11 protein-coding genes are annotated in these 19,638 nt (G+C 38.6%); all 11 read right to left on the reverse strand.

All coding sequences use genetic code 11. The annotated features are described in order from the left end of the window. Nucleotides 1-129 precede the first annotated feature (129 nt). The 11 genes from SK637_RS06975 to asnS all read right to left on the reverse strand — a co-directional run bounded on the left by SK637_RS06975 (nucleotide 130) and on the right by asnS (nucleotide 19,635). On the reverse strand, nucleotides 130-1,065 hold the full coding sequence (locus tag SK637_RS06975; protein ID WP_033689122.1) for a manganese-dependent inorganic pyrophosphatase: 936 nt from the start codon (nucleotides 1,063-1,065) through the stop codon (nucleotides 130-132). 82 nt (nucleotides 1,066-1,147) lie between these two features. After that, complete coding sequence (locus SK637_RS06980; RefSeq protein ID WP_033689123.1) at nucleotides 1,148-1,435, reverse strand: GIY-YIG nuclease family protein; 288 nt, start codon at nucleotides 1,433-1,435, stop codon at nucleotides 1,148-1,150. Beyond that, nucleotides 1,425-2,174, reverse strand: coding sequence for a tRNA1(Val) (adenine(37)-N6)-methyltransferase (locus SK637_RS06985; protein ID WP_033689125.1), 750 nt, complete (start codon nucleotides 2,172-2,174; stop codon nucleotides 1,425-1,427). The genes SK637_RS06980 and SK637_RS06985 overlap by 11 nt, the downstream gene beginning before the upstream one ends. 52 nt (nucleotides 2,175-2,226) lie before the next feature. Beyond that, entirely contained in the window at nucleotides 2,227-2,589 is a 363-nt protein-coding gene (locus tag SK637_RS06990) for a S1 RNA-binding domain-containing protein (RefSeq protein WP_000689605.1), read from the reverse strand. A 1-nt stretch (nucleotide 2,590) separates the two neighbouring features. Continuing rightward, nucleotides 2,591-3,991, reverse strand: coding sequence for a bifunctional Cof-type HAD-IIB family hydrolase/peptidylprolyl isomerase (locus SK637_RS06995; protein ID WP_033689126.1), 1,401 nt, complete (start codon nucleotides 3,989-3,991; stop codon nucleotides 2,591-2,593). Between the two features lie 260 nt (nucleotides 3,992-4,251). Continuing rightward, a complete protein-coding gene (gene rpsR / locus SK637_RS07000) occupies nucleotides 4,252-4,491 on the reverse strand; it encodes a 30S ribosomal protein S18 (protein WP_000068664.1) in 240 nt (79 codons plus the stop codon). Nucleotides 4,492-4,522: 31 nt separating this feature from the next. Next, nucleotides 4,523-4,993 carry a single-stranded DNA-binding protein SsbA gene (gene ssbA, locus SK637_RS07005; RefSeq protein ID WP_000609606.1) on the reverse strand — a complete coding sequence of 157 codons (471 nt, stop codon included), beginning with the start codon at nucleotides 4,991-4,993 and terminating at the stop codon, nucleotides 4,523-4,525. A gap of 11 nt (nucleotides 4,994-5,004) precedes the next feature. Further along, entirely contained in the window at nucleotides 5,005-5,295 is a 291-nt protein-coding gene (rpsF, locus tag SK637_RS07010; RefSeq protein ID WP_001151778.1) for a 30S ribosomal protein S6, read from the reverse strand. 163 nt (nucleotides 5,296-5,458) lie between these two features. Then, nucleotides 5,459-11,155, reverse strand: a complete 5,697-nt coding sequence (locus tag SK637_RS07015) for a mucin-binding protein (RefSeq protein ID WP_033689127.1) — start codon at nucleotides 11,153-11,155, stop codon at nucleotides 5,459-5,461. Between the two features lie 427 nt (nucleotides 11,156-11,582). After that, entirely contained in the window at nucleotides 11,583-18,017 is a 6,435-nt protein-coding gene (locus SK637_RS07020) for a YSIRK-type signal peptide-containing protein (RefSeq protein ID WP_237397623.1), read from the reverse strand. A gap of 274 nt (nucleotides 18,018-18,291) precedes the next feature. Then, on the reverse strand, nucleotides 18,292-19,635 hold the full coding sequence (asnS, locus tag SK637_RS07025) for an asparagine--tRNA ligase (protein ID WP_033689129.1): 1,344 nt from the start codon (nucleotides 19,633-19,635) through the stop codon (nucleotides 18,292-18,294). Nucleotides 19,636-19,638 lie beyond the last annotated feature (3 nt).

A 19,638-nucleotide genomic window follows, 5' to 3' on the forward strand; every position in this document is an offset into this window, starting at 1 on the left:
CTCTTTGATTTTCATTGAGTATCAAATCGCCATTTTCTAACATGCTTCACTCCTAGAAAAAAAGGAGCCGAAACTCCTTTCGATATAAGGCAAACTAGCCTGTTCTAATTTGAATTAACACTCAAAATCTTAAGCATTAAAGCTTTCAGTCAATTGAGGTACCACTTGTTTCTTACGTGAAACTGCACCAGCAAGGAAAGCATGGTTGTCTTCAAGTTTGAAGTTGAAGGCTGCCTCAACCTTGTCCATATTGGCACCAAGAGCCAAGATTTCTGAGTTTGAGTTGACGATATCTGTAATCATCAAGACAAAGTCAGAGTAGCCGTTTGCTGCGTTAGCAGCTTGCATTGCAGCTTCAATTTCTGCTTGGCGTTCCAATACTTCAGCGATGTCAACTGTATTTACTTGAGCAACACGGACATTATTTCCGTTCAATTCAAAAGTTTTAGCATCGATGTCAATCAATTCTTCAGCAGATTTGCTAGCCAAGTTTGTACCAGCTTTCAACATAGCCAAACCATATTCCTCCAAGTTTACACCAGCTAATTCAGCCAATTCAGGAGCAATGATTGTATCTGTTGGGTGTGTTGTTGGTGATTTCAAAAGAAGGGTATCTGAAATCAAACCTGAAAGCATCAAACCAGCAATCTCTTTAGGCACAGCTACACCATGTTCTTTGAACATACGATAAACGATTGAAGACGCTGATCCAACTGGCTCCAAACGCATGTAGAGTGGGCTTGCAGTTTCAAAGTTAGCCACACGGTGGTGGTCTACAACACCATAAACTTCTACTTCAGCAATATCTGATACAGATTGTTGGAATTCATTGTGGTCAGTCAAGATAACTTGCTCTGCACCTTCTGCTTTAGCAGAAGTGATAACACGCGGTGCTTCTACACCAAAATAGTTCAAGACAAAGGCTGTTTCTTCATTTGGAGTTCCAAGGGCAACAGCTTCCGTATCCAAACCGTAAGCTTCTTTTGCAAGGTAGGCAAAGGCTACAGATGACCCAATGGCATCTGAGTCTGGATTTTGGTGACCAAATACTAGAATCTTAGACATGATAATACCTCATTTTGTTTATTCTCTTTATTGTAGCATTTTTTTCGCTTTTTGACAAAAGTAAGAGGAGTCAAAGGGCTCCTCACGATTCTTCAAAATAACTGAGTAAATTTCTATCTTGATTTTCAGATAAAAATCTTTCCTTCTGTGGTCTCTTCTTACGCTTGAGAAGGGCTTCAGCCGACATGGCTTCTTCCTTACTGGCAAAACCTTGAGCATAGATAAGTTTGACTGGCAAGCGTGCTCGTGTGTATTTGGCTCCCTTCCCACTATTGTGGACAGCGAGGCGTCTTCTCACATCAGTCGTATAGCCTGTATAGTAAGATCCATCACGACACTCCAGCACATACATATAAGCCTTATGATCCATAATAAATCTCTTCAAGTTCAGGCGTATAAGAGCCATCATCATTGTGAACAATGAGAGGTGGTAAGACCTTAAAGCCGCTTGTTGAACCATCCTTGATAGCCTCAATCAAAAGCATATTGGCTTCCTTTTCCCTTTTTGGATAAACAAACTGCAGGCGCTTAGGAGCTAGATTATGCCTTTGTAAGCTGTCCAAGATATCTAAAAGTCGATCAGGACGATGAACCATGGCCAAGCGTCCATTGGATTTGAGAATACTCTGGGCACTACGACAGATTTCTTCCAAATTGGTCGTGATTTCGTGGCGCGCCAAGAGATAATGTTCACTCTCGTTCAGGTTTGAATGAGGATCCACCTTGAAATAGGGTGGATTACACAAAATCATATCCACCTTACTTCCCTGAATGTGAGTAGGCATATTTTTCAAATCGTCGCAGATGACCTCCATCTGCTCTTCTAAACCATTCAAACGGACAGAGCGCTCAGCCATATCCGCTAAACGCTCCTGAATCTCAACAGCCAAAATCTGTGCCTGAGTACGAGTGCTAGCAAATAGCCCCACTGCTCCATTCCCAGCACAGAAATCCACAATCAAGCCATTCTTAGGAAAACGTGGAAAACGTGACAAGAGAACACTATCCACCGAATAGCTAAAAACCTCTCTATTTTGAATGATTTTGATATCTGTCGAAAAGAGCTGGTTAATGCGCTCTCCTGATTTTAATAATTGTTCTTCTTCCATGATCTTATTATAGCAAATTTATATTAACATTACAAAAGATAGAGGTTTCTAACTAGTGCTTCTGATTCTTCAAATGTTGAAGGGCTTCCTTGGTCCAAATTGGCATCATTCTTTTGAGAGGAGCAAAGCCATAGTTAAAACGATCACTTGAAAAGCGTCTCCGTCTCGGAAACTGGTGCTTTTCTTCCTCTAAAGTACGGATAGAAAGGCTAGCTTTCCCTGTAAATTCATCTAAATCCACTACTTGAACTTGAACCTCTTCATCGACTTTCAAGGCTTCTTGGATATTTTCAATAAAGCCTGTCCGAATCTCTGAAATGTGAATCAGCCCCGTATCACCCGTTTCTAGCTCAACAAAGGCACCATAGGGCTGAATCCCTGTAATACGGCCCTTTAGTTTATCACCGATTTTCATTTTAGTCCTCGATTTCAATTGTTTCAATCACGACATCTTCAACTGGCTTGTCCATAGCTCCCGTCTCAACAGCAGCAATGGCATCCAAGACAGCGTAAGAAGCTTCATCAGCTAGCTGACCAAATACAGTGTGACGTCGGTCTAGATGAGGAGTTCCACCTTGGTTGGCATAGATTTCCGCAATCGGTTCTGGCCAACCACCACGAGCAATTTCTTTTTTAGAATAAGGCAGGTGTTGATTTTGCACGATAAAGAACTGGCTACCGTTGGTATTTGGACCAGCATTAGCCATAGAAAGGGCACCACGGATATTGTAAAGTTCTTCAGAGAATTCATCCTCAAATGATTCACCGTAGATTGATTCGCCACCCATACCAGTTCCAGTTGGGTCTCCACCTTGGATCATAAAGTCCTTGATAATACGATGGAAAATGACTCCATCATAGTAGCCATCTTTTGAAAGTGCAACAAAGTTAGCCACTGTTTTAGGAGCATGTTCAGGGAAAAGCTTGATACGCAAGTCTCCGTGATTGGTCTTAATAGTCGCGATAGGACCTTCTACTGTTTCAATGTCTACTTGTGGGAAATGCAATTCTTTTTCTACCATACCAAATCCTTCTAAGGCATCAAAAATGCCATCTTCTTCTAATGTTTTTGTAATAAAATCTGCTTTTTCTTTGATGTTATCATGAGAAATTCCCATGGCAACGCTGATTCCAGCATAATCAAAGAGTTCCAAGTCGTTGAGGCCATCTCCAAAGACCATAACGTTCTCTGGTTTCAAGCCAAGGTGTTCCACAACCTTTTCCACACCCGTCGCTTTGGAACCTGAAATCGGCACAATGTCAGACGAATGTTGATGCCAACGAACCATGCGAAGTTTGTCAGAGAGACTATCAGGCAAGTGCAAGTCATCTCCCTTATCTTCAAAGGTCCACATTTGATAGATGTCTTCTTTCTCATGGAAATCAGGATCCACATCCAAATCGGGGTAAATTGGATTGATAGCCTCACTAATCATATCGGTGCGAGTCGACAACTTGGCATCATGACTCCCAACCAAACCATACTCAATTCCTTCTTGCTTAGCCCAAGAGATATACTCTTCAACATCTGACTTCTCAATCTGATGCTGATAAATGACCTGACCTTTTTTATCTTCAATATAGGCACCATTTAAGGTTACAAAAAAGTCAGGCTTGAGATCACGAATCTCTGGCACAACACCAAAAATCCCTCGTCCAGAAGCAATACCTGTCAAAATTCCTTTCTCACGTAATTGCTTAAAAACAGTTGGGATTGAAGCTGGAATAAAACCAGTCTTGGAATTTCGCAAGGTATCATCAATATCAAAAAAGACAATCTTGATCTTCTTTGCCTTATATCTTAATTTGGCATCCATCTCACTACCTCTTTCAATCTAACTCTTTCCATTATACCATAAAGTAGCTAAATCCCCTATTTTCAAAAGGTTTCCAGTTTTATTGTAAGTCCTTGGATAAGAAAAGAAAAAATGTTTATGAAAAATCGATCTATCGGAGTCTTAATTCGCTTCCTTATTTCCTAACTCATGAAAAAGAGGTCCACTCGGACCCAAAGCGGATCTTAATTCGCTTTCTTGTTTTCAAGCTCATGAAAAAGAGGTCCACTGGACCCCTTTTTTTAATCTTCGTTTACGAAAGGCATCAAAGCCATTACGCGAGCACGTTTGATAGCTGTTGTTACTTTACGTTGGTTTTTAGCTGAAGTTCCTGTTACACGACGAGGAAGGATTTTCCCACGTTCTGAAACGAAACGGCTAAGAAGCTCAGTATCTTTGTAATCAACATATTCAATTTTGTTTGCTGCGATGTAATCAACTTTTTTACGGCGTTTGAATCCGCCACGACGTTGTTGAGCCATGTTTTTTCTCCTTTATAATTTTAGTTGTCCATTAGAATGGTAAATCATCATCTGAAATATCCAAAGGATTTGTTGCTCCAAATGGATTTTCATCACGTGAAAAGTCTGGTACTGAATTTGTAGGTGCTGAATAGTTTGCAGTTGGTGCAGAATAAGCTCCACCTGTGTGACCCTCACGCACACTACGGCTTTCCAACATTTGGAAATTCTCAGCCACGACCTCTGTCACGTAGACACGTTGTCCTTGCTGGTTATCGTAACTACGAGTCTGGATACGACCTGTCACCCCGATAAGTGAGCCTTTTTTAGCCCAGTTAGCAAGATTTTCAGCCTGTTGGCGCCACATAACGACATTGATAAAATCAGCCTCACGTTCGCCATTTTGACTCTTAAATGTACGGTTTACTGCAAGAGTAAAAGTCGCAACTGCTACATTTGATGGGGTATAACGCAACTCAGCGTCACGTGTCATACGCCCTACAAGTACAACATTGTTAATCATAGTTTACCTTCTTACGCGTCAGTTTTGACGATCATGTGACGAAGAATGTCAGCGTTGATTTTTGAAAGACGGTCAAACTCTTTAAGAGCTGCATCGTCGTTTGCTTCAACGTTAACGATGTGGTAAAGTCCTTCACGGAAATCTTTGATTTCGTATGCAAGACGACGTTTTTCCCAAGATTTTGATTCAACAACAGTTGCACCGTTGTCAGTCAAAATAGAGTCAAAACGTGCTACCAAAGCGTTTTTAGCTTCTTCTTCAATGTTTGGACGAATGATATAAAGAATTTCGTATTTAGCCATTGATATGTTCCTCCTTTTGGTCTAATGACCCCAAGACTTTGCAAGGGGTAAGTGAGGTTCGCTCACAATAAACTATTATACTAGAAAAAAAATTTTTACGCAAGTAAAAACACCGAAATAAAAAAAGAAGATGACGAATCATCTTCTCAAAAACTATGAGTTTTTAGTCTTCTTTTTTCTTGCGAGTAAGAAGTCCAAATCCACCTAAGGCTCCAAGAAGTCCAAGCGCTGCAAGACTAGCGTTAGCTTCTGTACCTGTGTTAGGCAATTCTTTTTGACCATCAACATATTTAGGTGTTGCTGTTTGAGTAGCTGAATCAGTTGCTACTGATGTTTCAGCTGGTGTTGGAACAGCAGGTTGGGTTGGAGTTGTTGGTTGTTCCGGTTGCACTGGAGCTACTGGTTGTTCAGGAGTCTCTGGTGTTGATGGAACAGGTGCTGGTTCCGGCTTAGGCTCTGGTTTAGGAGTTGGAGCCGGAGTTGGTCCTGGGTAAGGAGTTGGATTTGGTTTAGGACTGTTTGGAATGTAATTAATTGGTGTATCCTCACCTGGATTTGTTGGGATATCTGGTACTTCGTATCCTTTTGTTGGATCGTTTGGATCTACTGGTTTAAGTGGTTGACCGTTTCCATCAACAGGTGTGTGACCTGGTACGTATGGAAGAACTGGTTTATCACTTCCTGGTTTTGTTGGATCTGCTGGATCATTTGGATACTTGATTGGGTTAGTTGGTTGACCTGGAATGTTTGGAATCCATGAACCAATTGGTTTGTACACGTATGTTACTGTTGAACCGTCTTTCCCAATCTTACCTTTTGCTTCTCCTTCAACACGAACAAGTAGGTATCCTGGAATAACTTTTCCAGTTGTTGTGTACTCATCTCCTACTTTTCCTTCTGTTGTTTCTGAAGGGATTAAGTCTTTTCCATTTTCATCTACATATTTAACTACTAGTTTAGCTTTGTTGGCTACGTAGTTAATGACTGTATCTTGACTTGGATCTGTTGGGATGTTTGGTACTACATATCCTTTTGATGGATCTTTCGGATCAACTGGTTTAAGTGGGTTGCCATCTTTATCTTCTGGAGTGAATCCTGGAACGTATGGTAACACTTCTGTTGGTTGTCCTGGTTTTGTTGGATCTTGTGGGTCATTTGGATACTTGATTGGAGTTGTTGGTTGTCCTGGAATATTTGGAATCCACGATCCGATTGGTTTGTACACGTATGTTACTGTTGAACCGTCTTTTCCAATCTTACCTTTTGATTCTCCTTCAACACGAACAAGTAGGTGTCCTGGAATAACTTTTCCAGTTGTTGTGTACTCATCTCCTACTTTTCCTTCTGTTGTTTCTGAAGGGATTAAGTCTTTGCCATTTTCATCTACATATTTAACTACTAAGTTAGCTTTGTTGGCTACGTAGTTAATGACTGTATCTTGACTTGGATCTGTTGGGATGTTTGGTACTACATATCCTTTTGATGGATCTGTTGGATCAACTGGTTTAAGTGGGTTGCCATCTTTATCTTCTGGAGTGAATCCTGGAACATATGGTAACACTTCTGTTGGTTGTCCTGGTTTTGTTGGATCTTGTGGGTCATTTGGATACTTGATTGGGGTAGTTGGTTGACCTGGGATATTTGGAATCCATGATCCGATTGGTTTGTAGGTTACTACTTCTGTAATATCTTTTGAATCTCCAGTTACATTTACTACTGGAATACTTGCTTTATCAGCTAAGAAACCTGTTACTACTGGTGATTTAACTTCTGCTAAGTCTTTAGCTTCTGACCAATCTCCGTATGTAACTTCTCCTGTAACTAAGTTTACTTTTGCTTCACGAGTGAACTTAGCCTCTTGTGTAACAACTTTTGGTGCTCCATTTTCCATAACTGGAGTTCCATCTGCGTATACGTATGTGATGGTACGTGTTACTGTTTTGTTTAGATCTTTTTCTTCAAGTCCAGCTGGATATTTAGGACCATCTGGGTTATTTGGATCTACTGGAGTTCCCGGTGTTTTTGGTTGATCTGGTGTTACTGTAACTTCTTTAGCTTTAAGTGTTACTTTGAACTCTTGATCAGTGTCTTTATCTTTATCGAACTTACCACCTTCTGGGTATGTATTAGATACTAATTCATATCCTTTGTTTTCTAGTTCTTTAATCTTAGCTTTTACTTCAGCTTCTTTTGTAAGTGGTGTATCTGAGTCACCTTGTTCAGTAATTTCAGCTACTCCTGGAATTGGGTTTCCTTTTTCATCTACGAATGTTGTTTTCGCTTTTTGAGTATCTTTCACGTAGTTGATCGGAGTGTCTTGACTTGGATCTGTTGGAAGATCTGGTACGATATATCCTTTTGTTGGATCGCTTGGATCTACCGGTTTGAGTGGTTGATCATTTCCATCTTTTGGAGTCATACCTGGTTCGTATGGAAGAATTGGTTTATCTCCTGGTTTTGTTGGATCATTTGGATTATTTGGATATTTGATTGGTGTCGGTGTTTTACCTGGAATATTTGGAATCCATGATCCTAGTGGTTTGTATGTTACTACTTCCGTAATATCTTTTGAATCTCCAGTTACATTTACTACTGGAACACTTGCTTTATCAGCTAAGAAACCTGTTACTACTGGTGATTTAACTTCAGCTAAATCTTTAGCTTCTGACCAATCTCCATATGTAACATCACCTGTTACCAAGTTAACCTTAGCTTCACGAGTGAATTTAGCTTCTTGTGTTACTGTTTTAGGAGTTCCATCTTCATTTAACACTGGAGTTCCATCTGCGTATACGTATGTGATGGTACGTGTTACTGTTTTGTTTAGATTTTTTTCTTCAAGTCCAGCTGGGTATTTAGGTCCGTCTGGGTTGTTTGGATCTACTGGAGTTCCTGGTGTTTTTGGTTGATCTGGTGTTACTGTAACTTCTTTTTGTTTAAGTATTACTTTGAACTCTTGATCTGTATCTTTATCCGTATCGAACTTACCACCTTCTGGGTATGTATTAGAAACTAACTCATATCCTTTGTTTTCAAGTTCTGCGATTTTAGCTTTAACATCAGCTTCTTTTGTTAATGGAGTTTCTGATCCACCTTGTTCAGTAATTTCAGCTACTCCTGGAATTGCATTCCCTTTTTCGTCTACGAATGTTGTTTTTGCTTTTTGGATTGCTGTATATTTAACAACATATTCGTAATCTTCATCTGTAGCTGTTGTTGCTTGTACTGGAACTTTTTCTACACTTGCGATGTAACCTTCTTTTTGAGGTACTGCAAGTTCTGGAAGATCAGTGCTTTGTCCATCAGTTCCTTTCCAGTTAATATAAACTGGTCTGTCATTAGAGTTAATTACCGCTTTACCTTCTGCAGTTAACTTGATTGAACCTGTGTAGCTTACAGTTTGTTTTTGTGATGGGAATACTTCTGTACCTGCAAGACCTTCAACATTATCCGCATACACAAATTTAATTGTACGATTTACTTCTTCTACTTTTGTTTTCTTAACGTAATCATAATTTACTGGGTTAACAAATGCAGATCCATTTATACCCTTAGCTTTTAGTTCTTCTTCAGAATATAAATCTCTTGCTCTTGTCTTCGTAACACTAAGTGTTCCTCTTGCATTTTCAACAGGGATATCTGCAAGAATATATTCTTCTCCATTAACTTCTTTAACTAAGTCTACATTATCATTACTTACATCATATTTATTTCCAAGTACATTAGTATAATCTTTCGAACCATCTTCACTTAAAGGAATATTCCCCGTATATCTTGTTGGTTCGAAACCTATAACTTCACCTGTCACTAAATCTTTGAATGTTCTAACAACAGCTCCTGTTGGTGGCTCACCTTGAACTCTACCGTCACCTACAATACTCCAACCATTTGGCACTTTAGTTATAACATCTTCTTTCTCACCGTTAACAGATTCTCCACCTGATACAGTAAGAGTTGCTGCAGTTTTATCGTTTCCTACATAACCTTGTTTAATTAATCCATTTTCATAAGTAATATTAGAATATTCACTTGTTAAAGTTTTGTCTTTTATTACTTTTTCAATACCTAAAGATTGTAAAGGCATAGATACTGTAGAACCTTCTTGAATAGCTCCCTCTGTAACTGTTAGTTCTAACTCAGTTGGTGAGATTAATCTAGGTGTTAATGTAAACCCACTATCACGACCATCTTGTAAAATCCAAACGTTGTTTTCGTTAGCTCTAACATTAGCCCATCGACTAGCTGGACGATATGTAATACTATCTCCTTTATTAGGATTAATAGTAGACGCTGTATTTAATCCATTTACAAAGTTAGAACTTCCTTCAAGTTCTTTAAATTCAGTAAAATCTGCATTTGGAAGTTTAATAGTAAATTTAGATCCTACTCCATAACGAATATCTGAATCAGTTTTTAATACGATTGAATCACTTCTACCTGTTTGCTCATTGTTAAGGTATGTCAATCCATTGTTTTCACTTAGTGATGCACTAGTACCTTGTTTTTGATAGCTAGGTTGTTGACCTTTTCTTGTATAAGTATGTTCAAGAACTGTACGCCCATCGATTTTAATAGTTGCTGTATACGGAGTGTCTTTTGAAATTTGTGGTGCTAAATATCCATTACCCGATAAATTACTCGCTCCAAACGACACATTCGGATAGTCTTTTACTTTATCGTTCCACTCGATGTTGTAAGTATATGTTCCAGTTTCGTTAGCTACCGCTGGTTGCTCAGCAACACGCTGATCATAAGTCATACCACGTTGTGTACGTTGTGCCCAATATGGTACAGATTTGTTATTGTTGTTTCCTGTAGTTGTTTTAAAGTCGATAGATTTAACTTTACCAACTACTGTTCCATCAGTCGCTCTGATTTCTGTATTTACAGCCAAACCAGCACCTAGCTCAGCTAAGTTAGTCAGTTCAATTTTTGTAATAGAACCCGCATTAAGTGTAGATGTACTAATAGTAGTATCAAATCCCCATCCTGTAGGAGCCGTATTATCTGCATTCATATCAACATAAGCATTTGTTACAGCATTAACTGTTTCTCCATCTCTAAGAATATCTTTTCCTGTGATTTTTGAAGCAGTATCCGCTAAGACTGATTCTACTTTACCTGCATGACCTGCACGTTTCATCTCTGCATAGACTGCTTCGATTGCGGCAGAAAGACGATTCACTTGAGCTACCATCTGGTCTTTAGAAGCATCAGATGAAAGTAAACCTTTAGATGCTACTGCTTCAAGCTTCACTGCAGCTACTGCAGCTGATAATTTTTGTTTAGATGCATCATCTTTCACTTCTTTATCTGAGAAGTTTGATGCTACAGATGCCATAACATCAGCCTCTGAAGTCAATTGAGTCAGAACTGTCTTCACATCATCCTGTACTTTTTCTGTTTCAACTTTTTCAGATGTTTTTTTGTCAGTTTTTTCTTTAGTTGCTTCTTTTTTGTCAGCTTGCTCTTTATCAGATTTTTCTTTTACATCTGTTTCTAATTTTTTATCAGTTTTTTCTGCAGTCGCTTCAGTAATTTCTTTTTCTACTACAGGTGTTGCTTCAGTTTTAGCATCTTCTTTAGCTTTAGCTTTTTCATCTGCTTTTACGGCATCAATCTTTAGTTCTGGAAGTTCTTCAACTACTGGTGTTGTTAGAGCAGAGTCTGCATCCTTCTTATTTGTAGCTGCAAGATCAGAAGCAGTCGGATTTACTGGTAGAGTCTCATCAGCTTTAACAGCATTTGCTCCTAAAAGAAGAGCAGTTCCCAATAGAACACTAGCGGCACCAAAGCTATACTTACGAATAGAAAAGCGCTGAGCTCTTCTGCCATGGTATTTTTCCATTCTTGAATACATGTTTTCTCCTTTTTATTTCAGTTAAAAATTTTACAGTTCTTAGAAACACATATAAATTTATATGTTAAATTTTTTAGTTCCACAAACCATACTACAGTTTATCATAAATAAAATTAATTCGTCAATAAATATGTCTTATTTATGCTCGATTTATTTATATTATTTTTGTGCCCTAGGTACAAAAAAATAATATTATCAGACTCTTCCTAAACATACTTATATATATATATATATTGCATAAAAATACAATTCAAAAGACAACAAACTATCATTTCAAAAATGAATATATACTATTTCTGAGATGTACTATTTGTAACGGATAAATCCCCTATAGATATTATGGAGCCGCTTTTCTTCAACCCACTACAGTTGACAAAGAGCCTAAAAAAAGAAGATGACGAATCATCTTCTCAAAAACTATGAGTTTTTAGTCTTCTTTTTTCTTACGAGAAAGAAGTCCAAATCCACTAAGGGCTCCAAGTAGTCCAAGTGCTGCTAGGCCTGCATGGGCTTCTGTACCTGTGTTAGGCAACTCTTTTTGACCTTCAACATATTTAGGTGTTGCTGGTTTGGCAGTTGTATCAGTTGCTACTGTTGCATCTGCTTGAGCTTGAGCTGGTGCCGCTGGTTGAGTTTGATTTGGTGTTGCTGGTTGTCCTGGTTCTGCTGGAGATGTTGGAGCTGTTGGAGCTGCAGGTTGTTCAGGAGCAGTTGGTCCAGCAGGTTGTGGCGTTGCCACTTTCTTGTAGTGGTGTACAAGATTTCCATTTGGATCTTTTGTAGTTGTTTGGTATTCATATCCAGAAACAGCCTTAGGAGCTTGTGCGCCGTTTTCGCTTGGAGAGATAGTTTTACCATTTTCATCTACATAGTAAGTCACAACTTGATCAGGCTGAACTGGTGCCGGGATAAGATCTGTAGACTCTTTAGGAGTTACTTTTACTGGTACTTCTAGTTCGATAACTTCTCCAGTTGGTAATTTCACCTTCACTTTAACAGCTGTTTTATTTCCAGGCGTTTCAGTTGTTGGGATTTCTCCGACTTCAACAATTTCCCATCCTGATTCTTTAGGAATGTTGATGTGTTTCTTCACATCATCTGGTGTAATTGTTGATCCTTGAGGTACAACGATTGGAGTTACAGTTGGAGTAGCAATTACTGGTACTTGAACTTTAATGATCTTACCATTTGGTAATTTAACAGTCACTGTTGCTGATGGCCTTACACCTGCAGGGAATGTTTCAGGAAGTTCTGGTTCCCCAACGATTTCCCATCCAGTTACTCCAGGAATTTCGATGTGTTTTTCTACATCTTCTTTCGTAAGTTTCGTTCTTTCTGGTACGATGATTGGTGTTACTTTTGGTTCAACCACATTCACCACTACAGGAACTCGAACGATTTCTTTACCATCTTTATCCTTAACGATAACAACAGCTTCTTTTTTACCTGGTTTAGAAGTATCTACCGGTGTATCGTATTCGAATGTAGCTCCTTCTGGATAATTTCCTGGTGTAATGTTATCTTTTGGATCTGGAGTATCACCTTTTGGTACAAGTTGTTCTTTACCTTCAACCACTGTTACTGGTACTTTAACAGTTGTTTTGTACTCTTTACCATTGACAGTGTAAATCACTGGTACTTCTACTTCTCCAGCTTTTCCTGGTTCTGAAGTTTTTGGCACTGTAACATTTGTTAAATCAACTTTAACAGTTGCTCCTTCAGGAAGTTTTTTCTTGAATTCGTCGTTATTGATTGCATTTTCTGCATCTTTACCAACTTTATCTTTTAATTCTTTCTCTGAAAGGTCTTTTGGTACAATTACTGAACCTGCTGTTGGTTTTGGTAATACTGTTACTGGAACTTTAACGTTTTCTTTGAATTTACCATTTTCATAAGTTACTGGTACTTCTACTTCAACGTCTTTATCCCCTGCTTTACCTACTGTAGATGGAACTTTTGTAGGGTCTCCTACTGTTCCGCCTTCTCCAGGTGTAATACCTTTCTTAACATCTTCAGTACTTGGTGTGTCACCTTCAAATACTACTACTTCTGGTGGAGTTGAAGATACAACATTTACTGGTACTTCAATCACTTTAGTGATTTTATTTCCATCTTTATCTTTGTATTCAACTGTTACAGTTGCTGGTGTTTGTACACCTGTTTTATCTGTTCCAGGAGTTGTTTCAACATTTGTCACTGTTACAGTTACACCGTCTGGAAGTCCTGTAAGTTTTTTAGCTGCTTCTTCTGCTTTTTCTTTAACAACTTTTGCTAATTCAGTCTTATCAGCATCTTTCGGTACTGTTACACCTTCTGGAGAAACTTTTGGTAATACTGTTACTGGTACTGTTACTTCTTCAGGATCTTTTACTCCTTCATATGTTACTGGTACTTTTACATTTACATCAGTTGCTCCAACTTTACCTTCAGTTGTTGGGATAGCTTTGTTGATGTCTTCATCAGTTACAGGTGTTTTAGTTCCATCTGTATCAGGAGTGATTGCTTTGTTTACATCCTCAGCTTTTGGTTTGTCACCTTCTACAACATATACAGGTTTAACATCTGAACCTTTAACATTTACTGTTACAGGGATTGTAGTTGTGTAGTCTTTTCCATCAACTGTGTATGTTACTGGGACTTCTACTGTTGTTACTCCAGTACCTTTGTTAGCTGTTACTTTGTCTTCAATAGCTTTTGTAACATCACCAACAGTTACTGTCGCACCTTGTGGCAGTTTAGATACGAAATCAGTCGCTTTAACAGCTTCATCAGCTTTAGCTTTAGCTAATTCTTTCAGTTTGTCTGGAGTAGTATTTTTAGCTACTGTTACTTCACCTTTAGCTACTGGTAATACTGTTACTGGGACTTTAACTGTTTCAGTTACTTTTCCATTGTCATAAGTTACCGGTACATCAACTGTTACATCTGTAGCTCCAGCTTTATCTTTTGTAGATGGAACTGTTGTTGGTTCTCCAACTGTTCCCCCTTCACCTGGTGTTACTGAATCTTTGTCTAATTTTGGTGTTTCACCTTCAAATACGACTACTGGTTTTGGTGTTGAGCTTACTACTTTAACTGGTACGTTAATTGTATCTTCACCAACTACATTACCTTTATCATCTTTGTATAATACTTTTACAGGAACTGTAGCTTTGTCCCCATTTGAATCTGTTTTTGGTAATGTGTAAGAAGTTTCTCTTTCATCTAATGAGGCAGTAATTCCAGCTGGTAAGTTTGTTAATTTACTTACTGCTTCATTTGCTTTTTCTTTTACAGCATTAGTTAGAGCTGTTTCATCAGTATCTTTCAATACTGTTACACCTGTTGGTGTTGCTTTTGGTAATACTTTAACTGGTACATTAACTGTTTCATCACCAGTTGGATATTTAACCGTTGCTTTAACTGACAAATCAGTTGCTCCTACTTTAACTTTATCTGTAGGAACGTCTTTATTGATATCAGCTTCAGTTACAGGAGTTAAGTTTCCACCTTTATCAGGGGTAACTGCTTCATTAACATCAGCTGGTTTTGGTTGGTTTCCTTCCACTACATATACAGGTTTCACTTCTGAACTTTTAACGTTTACTGTCACTGGGATTTCTGAAGTATAAGTTGTGCCATCTGGAGATGTAAATGTTACAGGTACTTTTACGACTACAGGCTCACCTTTTTTATTTGCTATATCAGCAGGAATCTCAGGAATTTCTCCAACAGTAACTGTATATCCTTCTGGTACTTTTGCTGGAAAGTCAGGAGTTTTAATTAACTCATTTGCTTTATTTTTCAGAGTTTCTTTAACTTTATCCGGAGTAGTTCCTTTAGGTACGTCAACTTCCCCTTCTGTTCTAGGTAGAACAGTAACAGGAACTTTAACATTTTCTGTAACTTCTGTTCCATCTACATTGTGAGTAACTGTTGTTGGAATCGTTAATCCTGTTTCTCCTGCTTTTCCATCAGTTTTGAAGATATCACTTGCATTTGGCTCATTGGCTGTACCTTTGCCAACAGTAGTAGCTGGTTCTACTTTTTCTTTAACGCTAGCAGGTGTAATTTCATCACCTTCAAATACTACAATAGGTTTTGTCTTAGATTCAACAACGTTTACTTCGATGTCAACCGTTGTTTCATAAGTTTTACCATCTACTGTATAAGTTACAGGTACTTTAACAACCCCACGACCATCTTCAGCAACTTTCGTAATTGCGATATCATCTTTATTAACAAAAGTTGAACCATTAGTGTCACCTAATGCAGCTGTACCAGTAACGTCTGTTAATAATTTTGTGAATTCTGGAGTTTTAATCGCTTCTTGAGCTTTCGCATAAGCAATTGCTTTTAATTGATCATCGTTCGTGTTAATTGGTACAGTAATTACTGAGTTAGTTTGTAAACTATTGATAAAGATTACTTTACCATATTTGTAATCAGGATTATCTGAATCTGCTAAACCATTACGGTTAAATTCATTTTCATAAGCTGGTTTTAATCCATTTGCAGCATAAGAGTACAGTCTGTTACCTTCAGCATCTGTGTCTCCGAAACCACTCTTAACTGTAACTTTAAAGTCAGCTGGTCCTACGAAGTTATCTGCAGCTGTAAATGGAATACTTGTTGTACGAGAGTTTGTCTCTGCAGCAGCCATACGATTTCCTGCTGGTACGTTATAAGTTAATTTTCCACCTTTTGAGTTATCACTTGGATCATTTGGAACCCATTTGATAGTATTTGCCCAAACATTTCCTAACCAGTTTGATCCACCATTGGCATTGTAGATTTTATCTTCTAATACGACACCTTTAGGAACTTCTACGGTTACTTCAACATTTGATGCAGAATAGTAGTCAATATTCATTCCACCAGTGTTTTTAATTGTGATGTCAAAGTTACCTTTTTGGTTTTTATCGTAGATTGTATCTTTTGTATAACCATATTCACCGGTTCTACCTTCTGAACGAACAGTTGTTACTACTTCAGCAGCTGGTGCAGTTGCAATACCAATACCACCGATTAAATAACCATCTTTAATATTGATGTTATTGTCATTAATTAAAGTATTTGTTCCTTGACTTCCTGCTTCAATTAACACTTTAATTTTTGTGGTTTCTGCTGGAATATCATAAATACGGTCTAAGTGGTTCCATCCATTAGCAGCCAAAGCAGCTTGTTCTGTTGTTAATGGTCCATTTTTACCTTCAACTGGTTTAATTTCTTTACCAGTGAACGCATCTACGATTGTTAATTTAACTCTTTCACCTGAAGAAGTAGACGTTGTTCCACCGTATGCAGCACTGTGAATTAAGTTAACATTTACTCGTGAATTTCCATTAACATCATACTCTTTAGAAAGAGTTGTACCTTTGCTTCCTAATTCTAGGTAGTAATCACGATTTTTAACTTCACCAAAGGCATTTGTTCTCATTGCATCAATTGTTGGAGTTACTGAAGGAACAGCACCACTACCATTAACATAACTATTTTCACCTGATGTTTGGTATTTTTTCAATTCGCCATCGTTTGAATAGATTTTTGATTTAGGAACTTCACGTGTACTTGGTTGTCCATCTTTATCTGTAACATTTGTTACATCAAGAGGTTTAACCGCATTTACTTTCTCACCAACTTCAATTTTCCAACCGTTTAAAACACCTGCTTCAGCATCAGCTTTAGTAATAGTTTTTTCTTGCCAGTTATAGGTTGCACTACCAATTGGATCTTTTGCATTTGGAACATTATTTACTTTATTAGTAATGTCACGTCCACTTTCATATTGAGTAGCAATTGTTTCTGATCTTTTATCAGCATCAGTGAATGTTACTTTATCTCCAAAACCTTCTTTTAAGCTTTCGAATACACCGTTTTTAGGGTTGTTACCATAAGCAACGTGGTTTTCACTGACAGGAGCGCCTAATTCAGTTTTTCCAGATAAGTAGGAAGCTAATAAGTCACGTTCAGATTTGACAGCTTCTGCTTGTTGGCTCATTGCTTGAGCTGATGTTGCATCCGCAGCATTTGCTTTCGTTACTACGCCGTTAGCTTTTTCAATGATTTTAGTGTAAGTAGCAATTAATGCTTGATCTTTTTTATTCTCTTCTTTTGCATTCTCTGCATCAAGTTTAGCTTGAACTTTAGCAATATTAGCTTGCAATTCAGTTAAGGCAGCATCTCTAACACCTTTATATTTAGTTGCTTCTTCTGCTGAGTTAGCTGCAGTTGTATCTACTGCTCTAAAACCACTTTCACCTTGTCCAGGAATGGCTTGTCCATTACGTGGATCTTGGTTTTTATTTTCTTTTTCTTCTTTCTTATCTGCAGTTGCTTTTGGCATACTTTCAATAACGAAAGCTTTACCGTTTACTGCTGATGTAGCTTTTGCTACTTCTTCTTTTGTTGCAGCTTCATTTGCAACTACAGCTTTTGCACTTGCTAATTCTGCTTTTGCAGACTCAATTGCTGAAGCTGTTTTTTCAGTTGATGCTGCTTTTTCTAAAGCTGCTTCTAAACGAGCAATAGCTGCTTCCAACTTGCTTGTGTCAGCTTTTGGTGTTTCTGCTGGTGCTACCTCAGGAGCTGGTGTTGCTGTAGCTGGGGCTGCTGGTTGCTCAGCTGTTTGTGCTTCCACAGTTGGTGTAGCAGTTTCAGTTGAAGCTTGAGGCTTGGTGGTATCTGCTTGATTACTTGCATCTGGGACTGTTTGTGATTCAGATGCAGTCTTTGGTGTAACTTGAGCATCCGCCTGAACAGTTGCTGCTCCACCAAACATCATGTAGGCTGCTACAGCTACTGATGCTGCACCAAAACTATACTTACGGATTGAAAAGCGTTGGACCTTTTGTCCATGGTACTTGTCCATTCTTGAATACATATTATCTCCTTTTTTTAATAAACGTTAATTGTGGAATTACACCCAAGTATTTAAACAACGCCCCCATTCCCAGCTTAATTTACAAATCAAAGTAGCTACACTTAGGTACTTAATCCCTACTCTACATTATAACATTATTTCAATTAAACTGTCTACGTTTATATTCAAAATATGAGGATTTTTTAATATATATATATATATATTAATCTGCATTTCAGGTGATTCATCCTAAAAAATAAAAGGTCAATTTGACCTTTTACTTTCATCTCATTATTTACGGTTTAATACGGTGTAACATACGTGGGAATGGAATGGCTTCACGGATGTGTTTTGTTCCTGCTGCGAAGGTTACCATACGCTCGATACCGATACCAAATCCACCGTGTGGTACAGTACCGTATTTACGAAGGTCAAGATAGAATTCGTACTCTGTACGATCCATACCAAGTTCATCCATCTTAGCAACAAGGGCATCGTAGTCTTCCTCACGCATAGATCCACCGATGATTTCTCCATAGCCTTCTGGGGCAAGCAAGTCCGCACAAAGCACGCGCTCTGGATTTCCAGAAACTGGTTTCATGTAGAAGGCCTTGATGGCTGCTGGATAGTTCATGACAAATGTTGGCACACCAAAGTGGTTTGAAATCCAAGTTTCGTGTGGCGAACCAAAGTCATCACCATGCTCAAGATGCTCGTAGTCAGCATCTTCATCATTTTCATGCTCTTGCAAGAGGTCAATGGCTTGATCATATGTGATGCGTTTGAATGGCTCTGCAATGTAGCGTTTCAAGAGCTCTGTATCACGTTCCAATGTTTCCAAGGCTTGAGGTGCACGGTCAAGAACACCTTGAAGAAGAGCTTTAACATAGGCTTCTTGCAAGTCAAGTGATTCATCGTGTGTCAAGTATGAGTACTCTGCATCCATCATCCAAAACTCAGTCAAATGACGGCGCGTTTTTGATTTTTCAGCACGGAATACGGGACCAAAGTCAAATACACGACCAAGGGCCATAGCACCTGCTTCTAGGTAAAGCTGACCTGATTGGCTCAAGTAGGCTGGAGTTCCGAAGTAGTCAGTTTCAAAGAGTTCTGTTGAATCTTCTGCCGCATTTCCTGATAAAATTGGGCTATCAAACTTCATGAAGCCGTTCTTGTCAAAGAATTCATAAGTCGCATAGATGATAGCGTTACGGATTTGCATCACCGCTACTTGCTTACGAGATCGGAGCCACAAGTGACGGTTGTCCATCAAGAAGTCTGTTCCATGTTCTTTTGGTGTAATTGGGTAGTCTTGAGATTCACCAATCACTTCGATGTCTGTGATATCAAGCTCATAACCAAACTTAGAACGTTCGTCTTCTTTGACAATCCCTGTCACATAAACAGAAGTTTCTTGGCTCAAGCGTTTGATGACATCAAACTTCTCAAGTCCCACTTCTTCACCAAATTTTTCTACAAAGTTTGGTTTAAAGGCCACACCTTGGAAGAAGGCTGTTCCATCACGCAATTGCAAGAAGGCAATTTTCCCTTTTCCTGATTTGTTGGCAACCCAAGCGCCAATCGTCACTTCCTGACCAACATAGTCTTTTACATCAATAATCGTTACACGTTTTGTCATTAT

The sequence above is a fragment of the Streptococcus mitis genome (assembly GCF_000722765.2).
GTDB lineage: Bacteria > Bacillota > Bacilli > Lactobacillales > Streptococcaceae > Streptococcus > Streptococcus mitis_AQ.